The organism is Microcystis sp. LEGE 00066, from assembly GCF_015207925.1.
In the GTDB taxonomy this organism is placed as follows: domain Bacteria; phylum Cyanobacteriota; class Cyanobacteriia; order Cyanobacteriales; family Microcystaceae; genus Microcystis; species Microcystis ichthyoblabe_A.
In genome coordinates, this window is sequence record NZ_JADEVX010000100.1 from 1 (window position 1) to 16121 (window position 16121).

The window sequence follows — 16121 nt, forward strand, 5'->3', positions numbered from 1 at the left end:
GGTGTGGGGTGTGGGGTGTGGGGAAGGAAACCTCTGACGACTGGCTACCCAAAACAAAGTTTCACTTTTTAGCATACCAGCGCCATAAAACTCGGGCTAAACGTTGGGGATCGTGACGAACTTTGGCAGTAACTTCATCTTCTGCCATTACATTCGCTAAAACAATGCGATAACCCATTTTTCCCACTTCCTCGCGATCTAAAAACACAGGATGACTATGCTCTTGGGCGTATAATTGTAGAGATTGGGGCGATGGTGCAGTTCTTTGGGCTAAAACCGCGTCAAAGACGCGTTCTTCGCAGACTCCTTCGATCGCTCGCAAATGATCTGCCACCGAATAATTATCCGTTTCCCCCGGCTGGGTCATAATATTACAAACATAGACACGGGGAACTGTCACCTGTGCTAGGGCCTGACGAATTGCGGGAACCAACAAATTAGGGATAATACTGGTATAAAGACTACCCGGCCCGATGATAATATAATCTGCTTCCTTAATTGCCGCTAAAGCCGCCGGTAAAGCGACTGGATCGGCAGGATGACAGCCAATCTGACGAATTTGCCCCATAGCTTCGGTTATCTTTGATTCTCCCTCAATAATGCGCCCATCGGCTAACTTAGCCCAAAGACTAACATCGGTAAGGGTAGCAGGTAGCACTTTACCGCGAATGGCCAAAACTTTGGCACTAGCATCGATCGCCTGTTCCAGATCGCCGGTAATCTCGGTCATAGCGCTGATAAATAAATTACCAAAACTGTGGCCCGATAAACCATCCCCGGTATGAAAGCGATATTGAAACAATTCCGTTAATAACTTTTCCTCATCGGCTAAAGCGGCGATACAATTGCGAATATCCCCCGGGGGTAAAATGCCCATTTCCCGACGTAATCGGCCCGAAGAACCGCCATCATCAGCTACGGTGACAATAGCGGTGATATTGGAACTATACTGTTTTAAACCGCGTAAAAGCGTCGATAAACCCGTACCGCCACCGATCGCCACAATTTTTGGGCCGCGATGGAGACGACGATGGGCCCGTAGGCGATCGACTAATTCCTCCGATGCGTCTGGTTGTAGTGCTTCTGTAATCGTTTCGACGGTGCGACTCTGACCCCAGAATAACAAAAAGACACCCAGCAAAACCGCCAGCGGCCCAGAAACAGAATTAGGGACCAAACGAGCGGTAGTTTCTAATGCTTGGGAAACAAACTCTAAAAAGCGATTAACTGGGGTTAATTTTACCCAAATAGCCAAACCGAAGGAGGTGAGAAAAACGCCGGTTAAACTGATTAAAAGCCAGCGTTTGACAAAAAGACCGGGAGAAAGCCATTTAAACCAACGATTAACCCGTTTAGGCGTTTTTCTGCCCACAGAAGCGGCTATTTTCCCCTTCTGAGCGTTGAGTTCCCGTAGCGTTTGTTTAAATGGACTCATAGATGTGGCCTGGCAGCGAACGCATTGATTCTGGAGAGACTGTAGCCGAAAAAGGGGACAAACTCAAGTTAACCTAACCTCCCACCTGGGAATAGGCCGCTTCGGAAATTGTGGGAATATCGGCGTATTTGCCGATAACCGACTGTATAATGCTGTAAACACAGGCGGCAAATGCTCCCAAAAAGACGACGTTAAAAAGAGTTTCTAGCACAAAATTCGCCCCTAAACGCTCATCGAAGAACTTTAAGACCAATCCCAATAAAGACACCAAAATATCGATTAAAATCGCCTGCATGGTGTTAAACCGGATAAAATGACTAATGCGGGGATTGCGTACCACGGCCAAAAAGAGGACGAAAAAGATAATTAAACTGCCAAAGGTTCCCAGAGAACTATAGAGAAAAGCTAAGGGAGTTAAAACTATTACTAAGGCCGCTCCTAAAAAAGGGATTTGCTGGAAGATAGAGTCACCGAAGGCAAAAGCGGAATATAAGGGTAAAAGATATACTAAAGCTGCAAAAATGCGATCTTTTGTATCGGTTGAGCCGCGCCAAGTCATAATCTATCGTCTCCTGAGACTACTGCTAACTCTCTTCAAGATAACCCGGCAGCCCACCAGACTTCCCATAACCGAAAAAATTGATCGAGGCCGAAGATTCTTGGACCTCGATCGAGTTATTCTCAAACAGAGACGGGGTGCTTGGTTTCCTGTAACAGAGCCAGATATTCCTCCTTAAAATACTGTAGGGTACTTAAAATCGGATTGGGAGCGCTTTGACCAAGACCACAAAGACTGGTTTCTTTGACCATCTGACAGAGATGTTCTAGGTTTTCGAGGTCGTGAATATCGGCCTTTCCGTCGATAATTTTGGCCAATAATTCAAACATTTGTACTGTTCCCGTGCGACAGGGGATACATTTACCACAGGACTCCTCGCGACAGAATTCCATATAGAATTTCGCCACTTTGACCATACTGGTACTATCATCCATAACCACCATACCCCCGGATCCCATCATTGAACCGAGTTTGGCTAAGGATTCGTAATCCACGGGAGTATCGAGTAAATTAGCGGGAATACAACCCCCAGAGGGGCCGCCGGTTTGTACCGCTTTTACTTGACCATCGGGAACACCACCCCCCATCTCCTCGACAATTTCCCGGAGAGTAATGCCCATTGGCACTTCAATCAGCCCATTATTGCTGATTTTTCCCGTTAAAGCGAAGATTTTTGTCCCTTTACTGGTGGCAGTACCGATATTGGCATACCAAGCGGCCCCCTCGCGGATAATAGCGGCGATATTAGCGTAGGACTCGACGTTATTAATCAGGGTGGGACAACCATCGAGACCCGATTGGGCCGGATAGGGGGGACGGGTGCGAGGAGTGCCGCGGCCGCCTTCGATGGAATGGATGAGAGCGGTTTCCTCTCCACAGACAAAAGCTCCCGCTCCGATGCGGATATCCACCTTAAAATCGAAAGTGGATTCGAATACTTGGGAACCCATTAAACCGAATTTTTTAGCCTGATTAATCGCTTTTTGCAGACGATCGATCGCTAGGGGATATTCGGCTCTAACATAGATATAACCATGATCGGCCCCCACGGCATAGGCAGCGATCGCCATTCCTTCCAGGACTAAATGAGGGTCACTTTCCAAAACACTGCGGTCCATAAACGCCCCGGGATCCCCTTCATCAGCATTACAGATAACGTATTTTTGTTTACCCGGTTGTTTAGCCACCGTCGCCCATTTTAAACCGGTGGGATAACCGGCACCACCCCGGCCGCGTAAACCGCTTTTGGTGATTTCCTCCACCACCTGGGCCGGAGTCATCTCGTAGAGGGCCTTGTAGAGAGATTGATAACCACCGACGGCGATATATTCCTCAATGCGATCGGGATCGATTTTACCGCTATTTTCCCGGACAATTTTGACTTGATGGGAGAAAAAGGGATGTTTTGAGTCCCCTAATTGCACCTCGGTTTTGCCACCGTTTAAGGCCGCAATAATGCTGGCCGCACTTTCCGGGGTGACTTCTTCGTATAGGAGATCCTGGGGATCCACTTCCACTAACGGACCGCGACCACAAAAACCCATACAACCGACCCCCACCACTTCGACTGTATCCTCTAGGTGTGCCTCTTTGACGGCAGTGGCGAGGTTTTTTTCGATTTGGAGGGAGTTAGCAGCCTGACAACCGGTGGAAGTGCAACAATGCACCCGGATGCTTTTTTGTCTAGCTTTTTCTTTTGCGGCCACTGCCAATAATTCTTGTAAGTCCATATTTTTTTCAATCCACTAAAGTGAAAAATTACTGGGAGAAACTCTTTAGTTTTGCTAAGACAGTTTCCGAATCTTGTTTCGGGGCCACGACTCCATCGAAGACCACGGCCGGCGCAATCCCACAGGCCCCGATACAACGGGCCGACACTAGGGAAATTTCTCCATCGGCGGTGGTTTCTCCCACTTTGACATCAAAGCTGTTTTCGATGTCTTCGAGGATTTTGCCGCTGCCTTTGACATAACAAGCGGTCCCCATACAGACGATACAGGTGTGTTTTCCCGCCGGTTTCAGGGAAAAGAGATGATAGAAGGTTGCTACCCCATAGACGCGACTGAGGGGCAGTTTTAGCGCCCGGGCAACATAGAGGAGAACATCTTCTTCTAGGAATCCGAAAGCTTCTTGGGCCTTGTGCAGGACTTCAATCAGGGCTGATTGATTATATCCTGCTCGCTTCATGGTGATGTCGAGGACTTTGAAGCGTTTATCGCCACTGGGATGCTCTTTTTTCTCCGTTTGAGGAGGATTGGCAGTTTGCATAAATCTGAACCAAATAAATTTTAGGGGCGATGACGGGAAAAAGATGGAGAGTTGTCGGTTTTCCTTGGTCATCTCCCTGCTTTTATTCTGACACTGGCTCCGGAGGGCGATCGATAACTTTATCTTTCCTTTAGTTATTGGGGGATATTCAGTTATCAGTGACCAGTAATCAGTTATCAGTCAGGGATTAGGAGATGGGGTAAAAAGCTGCACTTGTCTCAACACTATAACACCCTGAAGCAATGGTTTTTTTGCGGGAAGCATCCCCCTCTCCTCGTAGGTTAAAGGGATGAGGTCATAACAATATGTTGCCAAAGGCGACTTTTCAGAATACAATAGATAAGAGTAGTCATTCATCGCTCAGATTAGTTAAGATGACATTACATGACTAATAATATTGACCATGATCGCTTATTTAAGGAGTTAATCTCCACCTTTTTTGTCGAATTTATCGAGTTATTTTTTCCTGAATTGATGGATTATTTAGATAGGGACTCGATTACTTTTTTAGACAAAGAAGTATTTACTGATGTCACGGAAGGAGAAAGGTATGAAAGCGATTTAGTCGCACAAGTTAAGTTTCGCGGAAAAGAATCTTTTTTTCTGATTCATGTCGAGGCGCAGGAAAGTTCCCGCAAGTGGTTTAACCGGCGAATGTTTACTTATTTTGCTCGCTTTCATGAGAAATTTGTCCTACCGATTTATCCGATTGTAATTTTTTCTTATTCAAAGCCAAAAAGAGAAGCGATTAGTCAGTATGTGGTCGATTTTCCTGATTTTAAGGTATTAGAATTTAATTATCAAGTAGTGCAGTTAAATCGATTAAATTGGCGAGATTTTCTTAATCAACCGAATCCGGTTGCTTCAGCTTTGATGGCGAAGATGAACATTGCCGAGAAAGAGCGAGCCAAGGTGAAGGCGGAATGTCTGCGCTTGTTAATTACTTTAAGGTTAGATCCAGCGAGAATGCAATTAATTTCCGGATTTATTGATACATATCTCAATCTAAATCCAGTGGAAGAGATACAATTCCAAGAAGAGATTAGCACATTTAGTCAACCCGTACAGGAGGGAGTTATGCAAATTACCACCAGTTGGATGCGTCAAGGTATTGAACTAGGTATTGAACGCGGTATCGAACAAGGTATCGAACAAGGTATCGAACAAGGTATCGAACAAGGTATTGAACGCGGTATTGAACGCGGTATCGAACGGGAAAAGACATTGATTCTTCGTCAACTTAAACGAAAGTTAGGGGAGATTAATCCTTTATTAGAAACTCAAATTATGGAGTTAAGTATTGATGATGTTGAAGTATTAGGAGAAGCTTTATTCGACTTCTCTACGGTTGAAGATTTAATCAATTGGTTAAATACTTTAACTGCTTAGTTAACGTTAGCGATCGCCTTCTGACAACAACCCACTAAAATTGTCATAATGAACCAAACAACCGCTAATTATGATGAACCCTGGAAAGAAGCATTAAGCGAGTATTTTGAAGCGTTTTTAAGCTTCTTTTTTCCTGAAGTTCACCAATTAATTGATTGGACAAAAACTCCCGAATCCCTAGAAAAAGAACTCAAACGGATTACCGCTTCAGCAAAGACAAAAAAACGTTTCGCTGACAAACTCTATAAAGTCTGGTTACTCAGGGGTGAAGAAGTCTGGATTTTGATTCATATTGAAATTCAAAGCCAATACGAAGAAAATTTCCCTCAGAGGATGTATATTTATAACTATCGGGCCTTTGATTTGTATCAGAAACCGGTTATCAGTCTCGCTATATTAGGAGATGAACGAGTAAATTGGCGACCAGATTCCTATAATTATACTATCGCCGGCTGTGAAGTCAGCCTCAAATTCCCAACGGTTAAATTACTGGACTATGAGGAAAGATGGTCAGAACTAGAAGCAAGTAGCAATCCCTTTGCTATAATAGTCATGGCACACCTGAAAACAAAAGCGACTACTGGGAAGCTGCCGGAACGGGAACAGTGGAAGTGGAGGTTAATCAGGGGATTATATGAAAAGGAGTTCGAGAGGGAACAGATAATTAAACTGTTTGAAATCATCGACAATATGATGACTTTATCCCCTGAATTACAGTCAAGTTTAGAGAGTAAAATTAAACAATTTGAGGAGGAAAGAACCATGCCTTTAATGAGTAATATGGAGTTACGAGGAATAGAACAGGGTAAGGAAATCGGTAAGGAAATTGGTAAGGAAATTGGTAAGGAAATTGGAGCGTTAGAAAATGCTCGTGATTTTGTCAAAACAGTTTTGCAAGCTCGCTTAGGTGAAGTTCCTTTAGATGTGGAACAATACCTGAATAAAGTTTCGGTACTATCTACATTACAAGAGATTGTTAAATTAGCAGCTACCGCTAATTCTCTCGCAGAATTTAAGCAGTCTTTGGCAAAAATCCAATCCTAGAACAACTATCTAGAAAACGGGTTCCTTTGAGAAACCCGGTTTCTTGTAATAAATGTTAATTTATGTTACAGGGTCTTGAGAAATTCGCGCTTGTTGGGCTAAAACTATTAGCAATAAACCTTTCCAGTTAATGTCATGACTCTCTCTCTTTTGGCGATTATTCCTGCTGTTGACGATATTTTATTCAATTTCGCTCAATCTGATGGTTTTTGGGCGAATTTAGAGACTGCTTTTGGCACAAGTTATGATGTGGTTAAGGCGACGCAATTACGACAACAGTGGCAAAGTCGAAATTTTAGTCAACTTCCCCCGATTGAGGTACTCAGTGATGAGGTTTTGGGGACTGCGAATGGTGCATATTCCAGTAGTAAGAATAAGATTTATCTATCAGCATCTTTTTTAAATACGGCTTCGTCAGCAACGATAATTAATGTAATTTTAGAAGAAATTGGGCATTATGTGGATGCTCAAATTAATCCGGTGGATAGCGCGGGAGATGAGGGGGCAATTTTTGCGGAGTTGGTGCAGGGAAATAGTCTGGATGTGGCAACCTTAGACGCTTTACGAGCAGAGAATGACCAGGCGACAATTATAATAAATGGGGAAATTATTCAAGTAGAACAGGCAGATTTTACGGGGACTAATGGGAATGATAATATTACGGGTACATCTGGGGATGATAATATTTCTGGGTTAGATGGCAATGATACTTTAAGTGGTTTGGGGGGAAACGACAGTATTTATGGAGGTAATGGTAATGACTCTCTTAACGGTGGGGATGGAAATGATTACTTTACCAACGATGCAGGTAATGACACGATAAATGGTGGTAGTGGTGATGATCGCTATCAGGTTGACTACAGTAGTGCTAGTAGTGGTTTAACCATGACCTACAATACCACTACCGGGAGTGGGACGATTACTGTTGGTACAGAAACTGATACCTTTACTTCGATTGAGAGTTTTGAAGGGTTTAAGGGAACTGAGTATAATGATGTCATTTTTGGCGGTACAGCAAGTGAATATTGGGGCGCTCTCTCAGGTGGAAGTGGTAACGATACTATTTCAGGTAATGCTGGTAATGACAGAATTTATGGAGAGGATGGGAATGATGTCCTCAATGGTGGTGCTGATACTGATGCACTTTATGGTGGTAGTGGGAATGATCTCCTCAATGGTGATGCAGGAGATGATTACTTTACCAATGAGGACGGTAATGACACGATAAATGGTGGTAGTGGGATTGATCGCTATGAGGCTGACTACAGCTATGCTAGTAGCGGTTTAACCATGACCTACAATACCGCTACCGGGAGTGGGACGATTACTGTTGGTACAGAAACTGATACCTTTACTTCGATTGAGAATTTTAACGGGTTTAAGGGAACTGAGTATAATGATGTCATTTTTGGCGGTACAGCTGTTGAGGAACTCAAAGGTGGAGGTGGTAACGATACTATTTCAGGTAATGCTGGTGATGACTACATTTATGGAGAAGATGGGAATGATGTCCTCAATGGGGGTGTAGGTAATGATAACATTTATGGTGGTAATGGTAATGATCTCCTCAATGGTGATTCAGGAGATGATAACTTTACCGGCGATGAAGGCAATAATGACACGATAAATGGTGGTGCTGGTAGTGATAATTATGCTGCTGACTACAGCTATGGTAGTAGTGGTTTAACCATGACCTACGACACCGCTGGGAGTGGAACGATTACTGTCGGTACGGAAACTGATACCTTTACTTCGATTGAGAGTTTTAACGGGTTTAAGGGAACTGATTATAATGATGTCATTTTTGGCGGTACAGCAGTAGGTTACGGTTACTATGAATATTTGTATGGTAGAGAGGGTAACGATACTATTTCAGGTAATGCTGGTAGTGACATCATTTATGGAGAGAATGGGAATGATGTCCTCAATGGGGGTGCTGATAATGATCAGCTTTATGGTGGTAATGGGAATGACACCCTACAAGGAACCAATAGCGGTACAGGAGAATCTGATTATTTAGTAGGAGGTTCAGGAAGCGATCGCTTTATCCTTGCAGATACGACAAAGACCTTCTATGATGACGGTTTGACAGCTACTGAAGGTACTAGCGACTACGCGGAAATTGCCGACTTTAGCACGATTGATGATACAATTCAACTACGAGGTGCAAGTAGTGACTATCTCTTAACAGTTTCTGGTTCCACTACTAATCTCTACATCAACAAACCAGGCAGCGAAGCAGATGAACTGATTGCTTATATCAGTAATCAAACAGCATTAAGTCTAACTGCTAGTTATTTTAGCTATGTTTCTAGTCCTACTCTTCCCAGTATTACTCTTGCTGTCTCTCCCGCAAGTGTGACAGAAGACGGGACAACAAATCTGGTTTATACCTTCACCCGTACCGGAGTAACCACTGATGCTTTAACTGTCAATTACACCCTCGGAGGGACAGCTACTCTCAATACCGACTACACTCGTACAGGGACCACCAATACAGTCACCTTTGCCGCTAATTCAGCGACCGCGACTGTAATCGTTGACCCCACTGCTGATACTACAGTTGAACCCGATGAAACTGTTATTTTAACCCTCGCTTCAGGAACAGGTTATACAATAGGTACGACCACCCCAGTGACGGGAACTATCACGAATGTCCCCGCTACCATTGTCACCCCAATCGAAGCTTTCGGTAACACCAAATTAGTCCAAGACGCGACTAATAAACTCTATGCTCAAATTGGCAATAATAACCCCATCGCCATTAAAGTCGGTGCCACTCATGTTGCCACAAATACCTATCCTGTTTGGCAAATCTTAGCCGCAGAAACCGTTAATGGAATTAACCAAGTCCTCTTGAGGAATACATCACAAAACCTTCTATATATATGGAATTTAGATAGCAATTGGAATTGGCAATCTTCCCAGGGAGGGTGGGGATTAAACTCAACCCAAGCTTTCAACCAAGAAACTAATTTCCAACAAGACTTTAACGGTGATGGATTCATCGGTCAACCCACCACCCTTCCCAGTATTACTCTTGCGGTTGCTCCTAGTAGTGTTACCGAAGATGGGACAACCAACTTAGTTTATACCTTCACCCGTACCGGTTCTACTACCAGCGCCTTAACCGCTAACTATACAGTTGGGGGGACAGCTACTAATGGAACCGATTACGCTTCTATTCCCACCAGTGTCACCTTTGCTGCTGGTTCATCCACTGCTACTGTAACAGTTGACCCAACTCCTGACACAACAGTAGAAAGTGATGAAACTGTTATTTTAACCCTTGCTTCTGGGACAGGTTATACAGTAGGTACTCCTAACGCAGCCACGGGGACAATTACCGATGATGATAGCACTGTCACCTCGCAACTCTCCATCAACGACATCACCGTGGTGGAAGGTCAAAATAGTAGTGCAATCCTCACTGTTACTGTCAATAACCCCAATCCACAACCAATTACTGTCAACTATACCACTACACCCATTAACGCTACCGCTAATGTAGATTACACTAGCCAGACAGGAACCCTCACCATTGCACCTAATACTTCTACCGCTACTATTAGCATTCCCATCCTCAATGATAACCTTAATGAACCTGATGAAGCCTTTATAGTAACCCTATCAAATCCGGTTAATGCTACCATCAATCCCGACGAAGCAATTGGACAAGTAATTATTACTGACACCCTACAAAGCGCAATTACTCGAACCTTACCCACTAATGTGGAAAACCTCAGACTAATTGGCAGTAATAATATTAACGGTACAGGTAACGCTGGTGACAATAAAATCACCGGAAATAGCGGTAACAATATCCTCGCTGGTGCTAATGGTAACGATATTTACTGTTTCAATGCTTCAACCCCATTAGGAAGCGATACCATCCAAGAAACTACCACCGGTGGTATCGATACCCTCGACTTTACTGGGACAAATACCGCAGTAAGAGTTAACTTAGGGATTACTACAAACCAAACCGCCGTCACCAATAATCTAAGATTGACTTTTTCCGCAAATAACACCATCGAAAATATTATTGGCGATAGCGGTAATGACCGACTAACTGGGAATAGCCTTAATAATACTCTAACTGGTGGTGGCGGCAACGATCAATTAACCGGTCAAGACGGAAACGATAGTTTAATTGGTGGTTCCGGCGATGATTTACTTACTGGTGGTAATGGTAGCGATAATTTTATCTTCAACAGTAGTAATTTAGGCATCGATGCCATCAGCGATTTCACCCCCGGCAGCGATAAAATAGTATTAAGTAAAGCCATCTTTACTGCTTTACAAAGTATCATTGGCAATGGCTTCAGTCAAGCGGCTGAATTTGCCAGCGTCGATGACGATGATTTAGTCGCCACTAGCAGTGCTTTTATCGTTTACAGTAACAGTAGTGGCAGTATCTACTACAATCAAAATGGTAGTGCTGCTGGCTTAGGAAGTGGCTCTGAATTTGCCAATTTGTTGACTGTTCCTACCCTGATAGCGGCTGATTTCGCACTTATAAATTAACCTAGCCACACAGAGAAAAAGGGTTTCTTCGAGAAACCCTTTTTCTGGACTGGTGTTAACGGTTGCAGGTTCACCCATAGACTGACATCGAAAACAAAACACCCCAGGAGAGCGAGAGAGCAAAAACGAGGGAAATATTAAGAATTGTGTAAAAAGCTTGACAAATAGGCAAAAGTGCAGTATGTGAAACCGAAGCCAACCAGTGGATAGGATGCACAATCAGTATTCAGGTCTTGATTCGGTAGGGCCAGCACTCAAATTAATATCCGCAACCATAGAGAAAAGGTTATATAAATCTAACTAATCATTGACTTGAGTAATTGGTATTTTACAAATCCCTGAAAGCAAGTCACCATAGGAATTAAGCAAATGCAGTTCCGCATCAAATCCTGTGGGAGATAGAAATTATGGTTGCTTTAATCACCCCAAAACCCGCTAAAACCAGCCGTTTAACCACACAAATCCAAGAAATCGCCGAAAATACCTTTACCCTGCGCTGTTTGGATTGGGACCGCGATCGCTTTGATATCGAATTTGGTTTAGAAAACGGTACCACTTATAACTCTTTTGTTATTCAAGGGGAAAAAACCGCTCTCATTGATACATCTCACCGCAAATTCGATCGCCTTTATCTGGAGGAATTAACTAAACTAATCAACATCAATCATCTTGATTATTTAATTATCAGTCACACCGAACCCGACCACAGTGGTTTAGTCAAAGAAGTTTTAGAATTAGTCCCAGAAGTTACCGTGGTGGGGGCAAAAGTTGCCATGCAATTCCTCGAAAACATGGTACACAGACCCTTTAAACAGTTAATAGTTAAAAGTGGTGATACTTTAGATTTAGGTAATGGCCATGTTTTAGAATTTGTTGCGGCCCCTAATCTTCATTGGCCTGATACTATCTTCACTTTTGATGCTAAAACTGCCACCCTTTTTACCTGTGATGCCTTCGGAATGCACTTTTGTGACGATCAAACCTATGATCGAGAAAAAGACCTGCTAGAAGGCGATTTTCAAACCTATTATGACTGTCTGATGCGACCGAATGCTCGTTCGGTTTTAGGGGCAATTAAAAGGATCGAGAAATTTGAGATTAATCTCATTGCCACCGGTCACGGCCCCCTATTAAAACACCATATTTCTGATTGGGTGGGACGCTATCAAACTTGGAGTCAAGAACAAACTTCTGCTGATACTTTAGTGACTGTATTTTTTACCCAAGATTACGGACAAAGCGAACATTTAGCTACTATGATTAGTCAGGGTTTGAATAAAAATGATGTGGTGACAGAATTAGTCGATATGAATAATGCTGATCCCCACGAAGTCAGAGAATTGATCAATCAATCTAAGGGAGTTATCGTCGGAATGCCTCCCCAATCTTCCCCGATTAACCAGACGATTTTAAGCACGATTATTGCTTCAATCAATGGCAAACAAGCGGTAGGATTATTTGAGTCAGGAGGTGGGGAAGATGAACCAATTTTCCCCTTAAGAAATAAATTACAGGAAATCGGGGCGATCGAAGCTTTTCCTCCTCTTTTAGTTAAAGACAATACCAATCAATCCCTCGATTTAATTGCCGATGAAGCAGGAACCGAACTCGGCCAATGGTTAAGCCGAGAAAAAACAATTAAACAAATTAAATCGATTAATAACGACTTAGAAAAGGCTCTAGGACGTATTAGCACCGGATTATACCTAATTACTTCCCAAAAAGCCGATTTATCTAGTGCCATGATTGCCTCTTGGGTGACACAAGCAAGTTTAAATCCTTTAGGTGTGGCGATTGCAGTGGCTAAAGATCGAGCAATGGTATCCTTTTTACAGCCTACCGATACCTTTGTTTTAAATGTTTTAGCTGAGGATAATTACCAGAAATTAATGAAACATTTCCTCAAGCGTTTCTCTCCCGGTGCCAATCGTTTTGAAGGCATTAAAACCTACACTGCTAACAATGGATCACCAATTTTAGCCGATGCCTTAGCTTATATAGAATGTCAAGTCACCAGTCGTTTAGATTGCGGCGATCATTGGGTAGTTTATTGTACCGTTAATAGCGGACGAGTTGCCCGTTTAGATACCTTAACTGCTGTCCATCATCGCAAAGTTGGCAACCATTATTAACAGTTAACAGTTAACAGTTATCAGTTATCAGTTATCAGTTATCAGGAGGCAGGAGATTATTTTTATTTATTCTTCCCATCACCCTACTTCCCCACTTTCCTAACACCAAATTTTATCAATTTTAGGAGCAATAAAATGTACGAACCAATTAAAAAACCTTCCCCAATGATGGTGAGAGTAGTACAAGTCTTAGAAATGATTCAAGATTTAATTGTCATTTCTCTCTGTATTGGTTTATTTAGCTTCATGGTGTTAGAAGTCAGAGAAATGTTTATGTCGCTGCTGCCACCGATTCAATTTCGGATTATTACCGCCGATATTTTATTCCTCTTAATTCTAGTAGAATTGTTCCGATTGTTAATTATTTATTTGCAAGAAAAACGAGTTTCTATCGGTGTTGCTGTGGAAGTTTCGATCGTCTCGGTTTTGCGAGAATTAATTGTCAGAGGAGTCCTAGAAACTAATTGGACACAAGTATTAGCCGCCTGTGCTTTTCTAATAGTTCTCGGCACATTAATGGTGTTAAGAGTTTGGCTTCCTCCCACCTTTGAAGGTATCGATCCCGAACAAAAAGTTTCGGAGCGTTATCGTCAACATTTAGTTAAAGAATTAACTGAAATAAACAGCAAAACTTAATCAGTTATCAGTTATCAGTTATCAGTTATCAGTTAGAAGGGGATAGGTAAATGGGGGAATAGGTAAATGGGGAGATAGAGTAATTTCAACTAAAACCCTAAAACCCTAAAACCCTAAAACCCAACACCCAACACCCAACACCCAACTTAACAACTATGACCACTACTACCTTAATTCCCAATCCTGCTATTAATAATCGCTCCCGCGATGTTCAAACCGCCGAAATTGCCGATCAAACTTGGGTTTTTCGCTCGCGTACTTGGGACAGATTAAAATTTGAAATAGAATATGGTCGTCAACGGGGAACCACGGCTAATTCCTATCTTATCTGGGGCGATAAAACCGCCTTAATCGATCCTCCTGGAGAATCCTTCACCGAAATTTATTTAGAAGAAATTCGTCAATATGTCCCCTTACATCGTCTCGATTATCTGATTCTCAGTCACGTTAATCCCAACCGTATCGTCACTTTAAAGGCATTATTAGACCAAACCCATCAAATCACCATCCTCTGTTCTAAAGCTGCCGTCAATACCCTGAAAAATGCCTTGCCTGATGCCCAAATTTTGGGCATACGAACCGATGAAATCCTTGATTTGGGGCAAGGTCATCGACTCAGTTTTATTAATGTTCCTACGCCGCGCTGGCCTGATGGAATCTGCACTTTTGACCAAAAAACCCAAATTTTATACAGCGATAAATTCTTTAGTGTGCATCTGTGCAGTGACGATATTTGGGATAAAAATTGGAAAGAATTAGACGCAGATCGTCGTTATTATTTTGATTGTCTCCATGCCGTGCAATCTAAAACAGTAGAAACAGCCCTCGACAAAATTAAAGAATTTCCTGCCCAATATTATGCACCCGCCCACGGTCCGATAATTCGTTATAGTCTTAGTCGTCTTGCCCACGATTATCGCTATTGGTGTCAAGAACAAAAAACTCGACCCCTACAAGTGGCTTTATTATATGCTTCTGCCTACGGAAATACTGCCACCCTGGCCCGCTCGATCGAACGAGGATTATTGGAAAATGATCTGGCCGTAGAATCAATCAATTGTGAGTTTGCCACCCCCGCCGAAATTAGTCAAGCGATCAAAAATTGTGACGGATTTATTATCGGTTCTCCCACCTTAGCTGGTCACGCTCCTACCCAGATTCAAACCGCTTTAGGAATCGTTCTTTCCACGGCAGCAAAAACTAAATTAGCCGGGGTTTTTGGTTCCTACGGTTGGAGTGGGGAAGCGGTAGATTTAATTGAAACTAAACTCAAAGATGCCAATTATCGCCTCGGTTTTGAGTCTTTGCGCGTGCGTTTTAGCCCCACAGAAAGCAGTTTACAAGCAGGTTATTCAGCCGGAGAAACTTTTGCCCAGACCTTGAAAAAAACCAAAAAATTGCGGGTTCCCCAACAGGGAATGACCGAAACACAAATCGATCGCACTGCCCAGGCCGTTGGTCGGATCGTCGGTTCCCTTTCTGTTCTCACCACTCGTCAGGGCGAGGATCATGCTGGTTTCTTGACCTCTTGGGTATCCCAAGCCAGTTTTAACCCCCCGGGGCTAATTATCGCCGTTGCTGACGAACAAGCCGCCGATCGCCTAATTAACTCCGGAACCGCCTTTACCTTGAATATTCTCAAGGAAGGGCGCAATTTACGCCGCCATTTTTCCAATTGCATCAAATCCGGCAGCGATGTCTTTACGGAATTAGAAACCCAAGTCGGGGAAAATGGCTGTCTGATTTTAAGCGAAAGTCTCGCCTATCTAGAGTGTACGGTCAAAGAGCGACAACTCTGCGGCGATCGCTGGTTAGTCTATGCCACGGTCGAGCGGGGTCAAGTTTTGGATGGTAACGGTGTCACCGCCATCGGTCATCGCAAATCCGGTAGTCAGTATTAAAACTGGACTAACGGGGCAAAGTTCCTGACTTTCCCCGTATAATCAGCCTAGATTTCTGGGAAACGAATGTTATGTTATTATCTAAGGCTGTCCGACCGGGCCATTTTGTCTTTGTTTCCCCATGAAAAAATTGCCGCTAATCCTATCGGTGGGGAGTGTCGCTTTATTGTTGGTGGGATGTCCAGCTTCTGACCAAGCTAATCAATCCCCACCGATTACCCAAGAAACCC

At 43.2% G+C, this 16121-nt stretch carries 10 protein-coding genes; 6 read left to right on the forward strand and 4 right to left on the reverse strand.

Annotated features, from left to right (window positions below):
* Positions 1–61: 61 nt before the first annotated feature.
* From yvcK to hoxE, 4 genes are all read right to left on the reverse strand, one after another.
* Complete coding sequence (gene yvcK / locus IQ224_RS14400) at positions 62–1435, reverse strand: gluconeogenesis factor YvcK family protein (protein WP_194033120.1); 1374 nt, start codon at positions 1433–1435, stop codon at positions 62–64.
* A 73-nt stretch (positions 1436–1508) separates the two neighbouring features.
* Complete coding sequence (locus IQ224_RS14405; RefSeq protein ID WP_002744408.1) at positions 1509–1994, reverse strand: Tic20 family protein; 486 nt, start codon at positions 1992–1994, stop codon at positions 1509–1511.
* A 122-nt stretch (positions 1995–2116) separates the two neighbouring features.
* Positions 2117–3724: an NADH-quinone oxidoreductase subunit NuoF gene (nuoF, locus tag IQ224_RS14410; protein ID WP_002786849.1), complete on the reverse strand. Its 1608-nt coding sequence runs from the start codon at positions 3722–3724 to the stop codon at positions 2117–2119.
* 28 nt (positions 3725–3752) lie between these two features.
* Positions 3753–4262 carry a bidirectional hydrogenase complex protein HoxE gene (gene hoxE / locus IQ224_RS14415; protein WP_002744404.1) on the reverse strand — a complete coding sequence of 170 codons (510 nt, stop codon included), beginning with the start codon at positions 4260–4262 and terminating at the stop codon, positions 3753–3755.
* A 384-nt stretch (positions 4263–4646) separates the two neighbouring features.
* On the opposite strand from hoxE, the gene IQ224_RS14420 reads away from it, so the two are divergent.
* The 6 genes from IQ224_RS14420 to IQ224_RS14445 all read left to right on the forward strand — a co-directional run bounded on the left by IQ224_RS14420 (position 4647) and on the right by IQ224_RS14445 (position 15891).
* Complete coding sequence (locus IQ224_RS14420; protein WP_194033121.1) at positions 4647–5651, forward strand: DUF4351 domain-containing protein; 1005 nt, start codon at positions 4647–4649, stop codon at positions 5649–5651.
* Between the two features lie 48 nt (positions 5652–5699).
* Entirely contained in the window at positions 5700–6695 is a 996-nt protein-coding gene (locus tag IQ224_RS14425) for an Rpn family recombination-promoting nuclease/putative transposase (RefSeq protein WP_002744400.1), read from the forward strand.
* A gap of 135 nt (positions 6696–6830) precedes the next feature.
* The gene (locus tag IQ224_RS14430) at positions 6831–11222 is read left to right on the forward strand and encodes a Calx-beta domain-containing protein (protein ID WP_194033122.1); all 4392 of its coding nucleotides are present in this window, start codon (positions 6831–6833) and stop codon (positions 11220–11222) included.
* A 407-nt stretch (positions 11223–11629) separates the two neighbouring features.
* Positions 11630–13354 carry a diflavin flavoprotein gene (locus IQ224_RS14435; protein WP_194033123.1) on the forward strand — a complete coding sequence of 575 codons (1725 nt, stop codon included), beginning with the start codon at positions 11630–11632 and terminating at the stop codon, positions 13352–13354.
* 135 nt (positions 13355–13489) lie between these two features.
* Entirely contained in the window at positions 13490–13990 is a 501-nt protein-coding gene (locus tag IQ224_RS14440; protein ID WP_002769278.1) for a phosphate-starvation-inducible PsiE family protein, read from the forward strand.
* Between the two features lie 155 nt (positions 13991–14145).
* Positions 14146–15891 carry a diflavin flavoprotein gene (locus IQ224_RS14445; RefSeq protein WP_194033124.1) on the forward strand — a complete coding sequence of 582 codons (1746 nt, stop codon included), beginning with the start codon at positions 14146–14148 and terminating at the stop codon, positions 15889–15891.
* Positions 15892–16121 lie beyond the last annotated feature (230 nt).

Excerpts from the sequence above, each read along its gene's own strand:
- yvcK (WP_194033120.1), bottom strand. The coding sequence starts at position 1,435 with ATGAGTCCATTTAAACAAACGCTACGGGAACTCAACGCTCAGAAGGGG.
- IQ224_RS14405 (WP_002744408.1), bottom strand. The coding sequence starts at position 1,994 with ATGACTTGGCGCGGCTCAACCGATACAAAAGATCGCATTTTTGCAGCT.
- nuoF (WP_002786849.1), bottom strand. The coding sequence starts at position 3,724 with ATGGACTTACAAGAATTATTGGCAGTGGCCGCAAAAGAAAAAGCTAGA.
- hoxE (WP_002744404.1), bottom strand. The coding sequence starts at position 4,262 with ATGCAAACTGCCAATCCTCCTCAAACGGAGAAAAAAGAGCATCCCAGT.
- IQ224_RS14420 (WP_194033121.1), top strand. The coding sequence starts at position 4,647 with ATGACTAATAATATTGACCATGATCGCTTATTTAAGGAGTTAATCTCC.
- IQ224_RS14425 (WP_002744400.1), top strand. The coding sequence starts at position 5,700 with ATGAACCAAACAACCGCTAATTATGATGAACCCTGGAAAGAAGCATTA.
- IQ224_RS14430 (WP_194033122.1), top strand. The coding sequence starts at position 6,831 with ATGACTCTCTCTCTTTTGGCGATTATTCCTGCTGTTGACGATATTTTA.
- IQ224_RS14435 (WP_194033123.1), top strand. The coding sequence starts at position 11,630 with ATGGTTGCTTTAATCACCCCAAAACCCGCTAAAACCAGCCGTTTAACC.
- IQ224_RS14440 (WP_002769278.1), top strand. The coding sequence starts at position 13,490 with ATGTACGAACCAATTAAAAAACCTTCCCCAATGATGGTGAGAGTAGTA.
- IQ224_RS14445 (WP_194033124.1), top strand. The coding sequence starts at position 14,146 with ATGACCACTACTACCTTAATTCCCAATCCTGCTATTAATAATCGCTCC.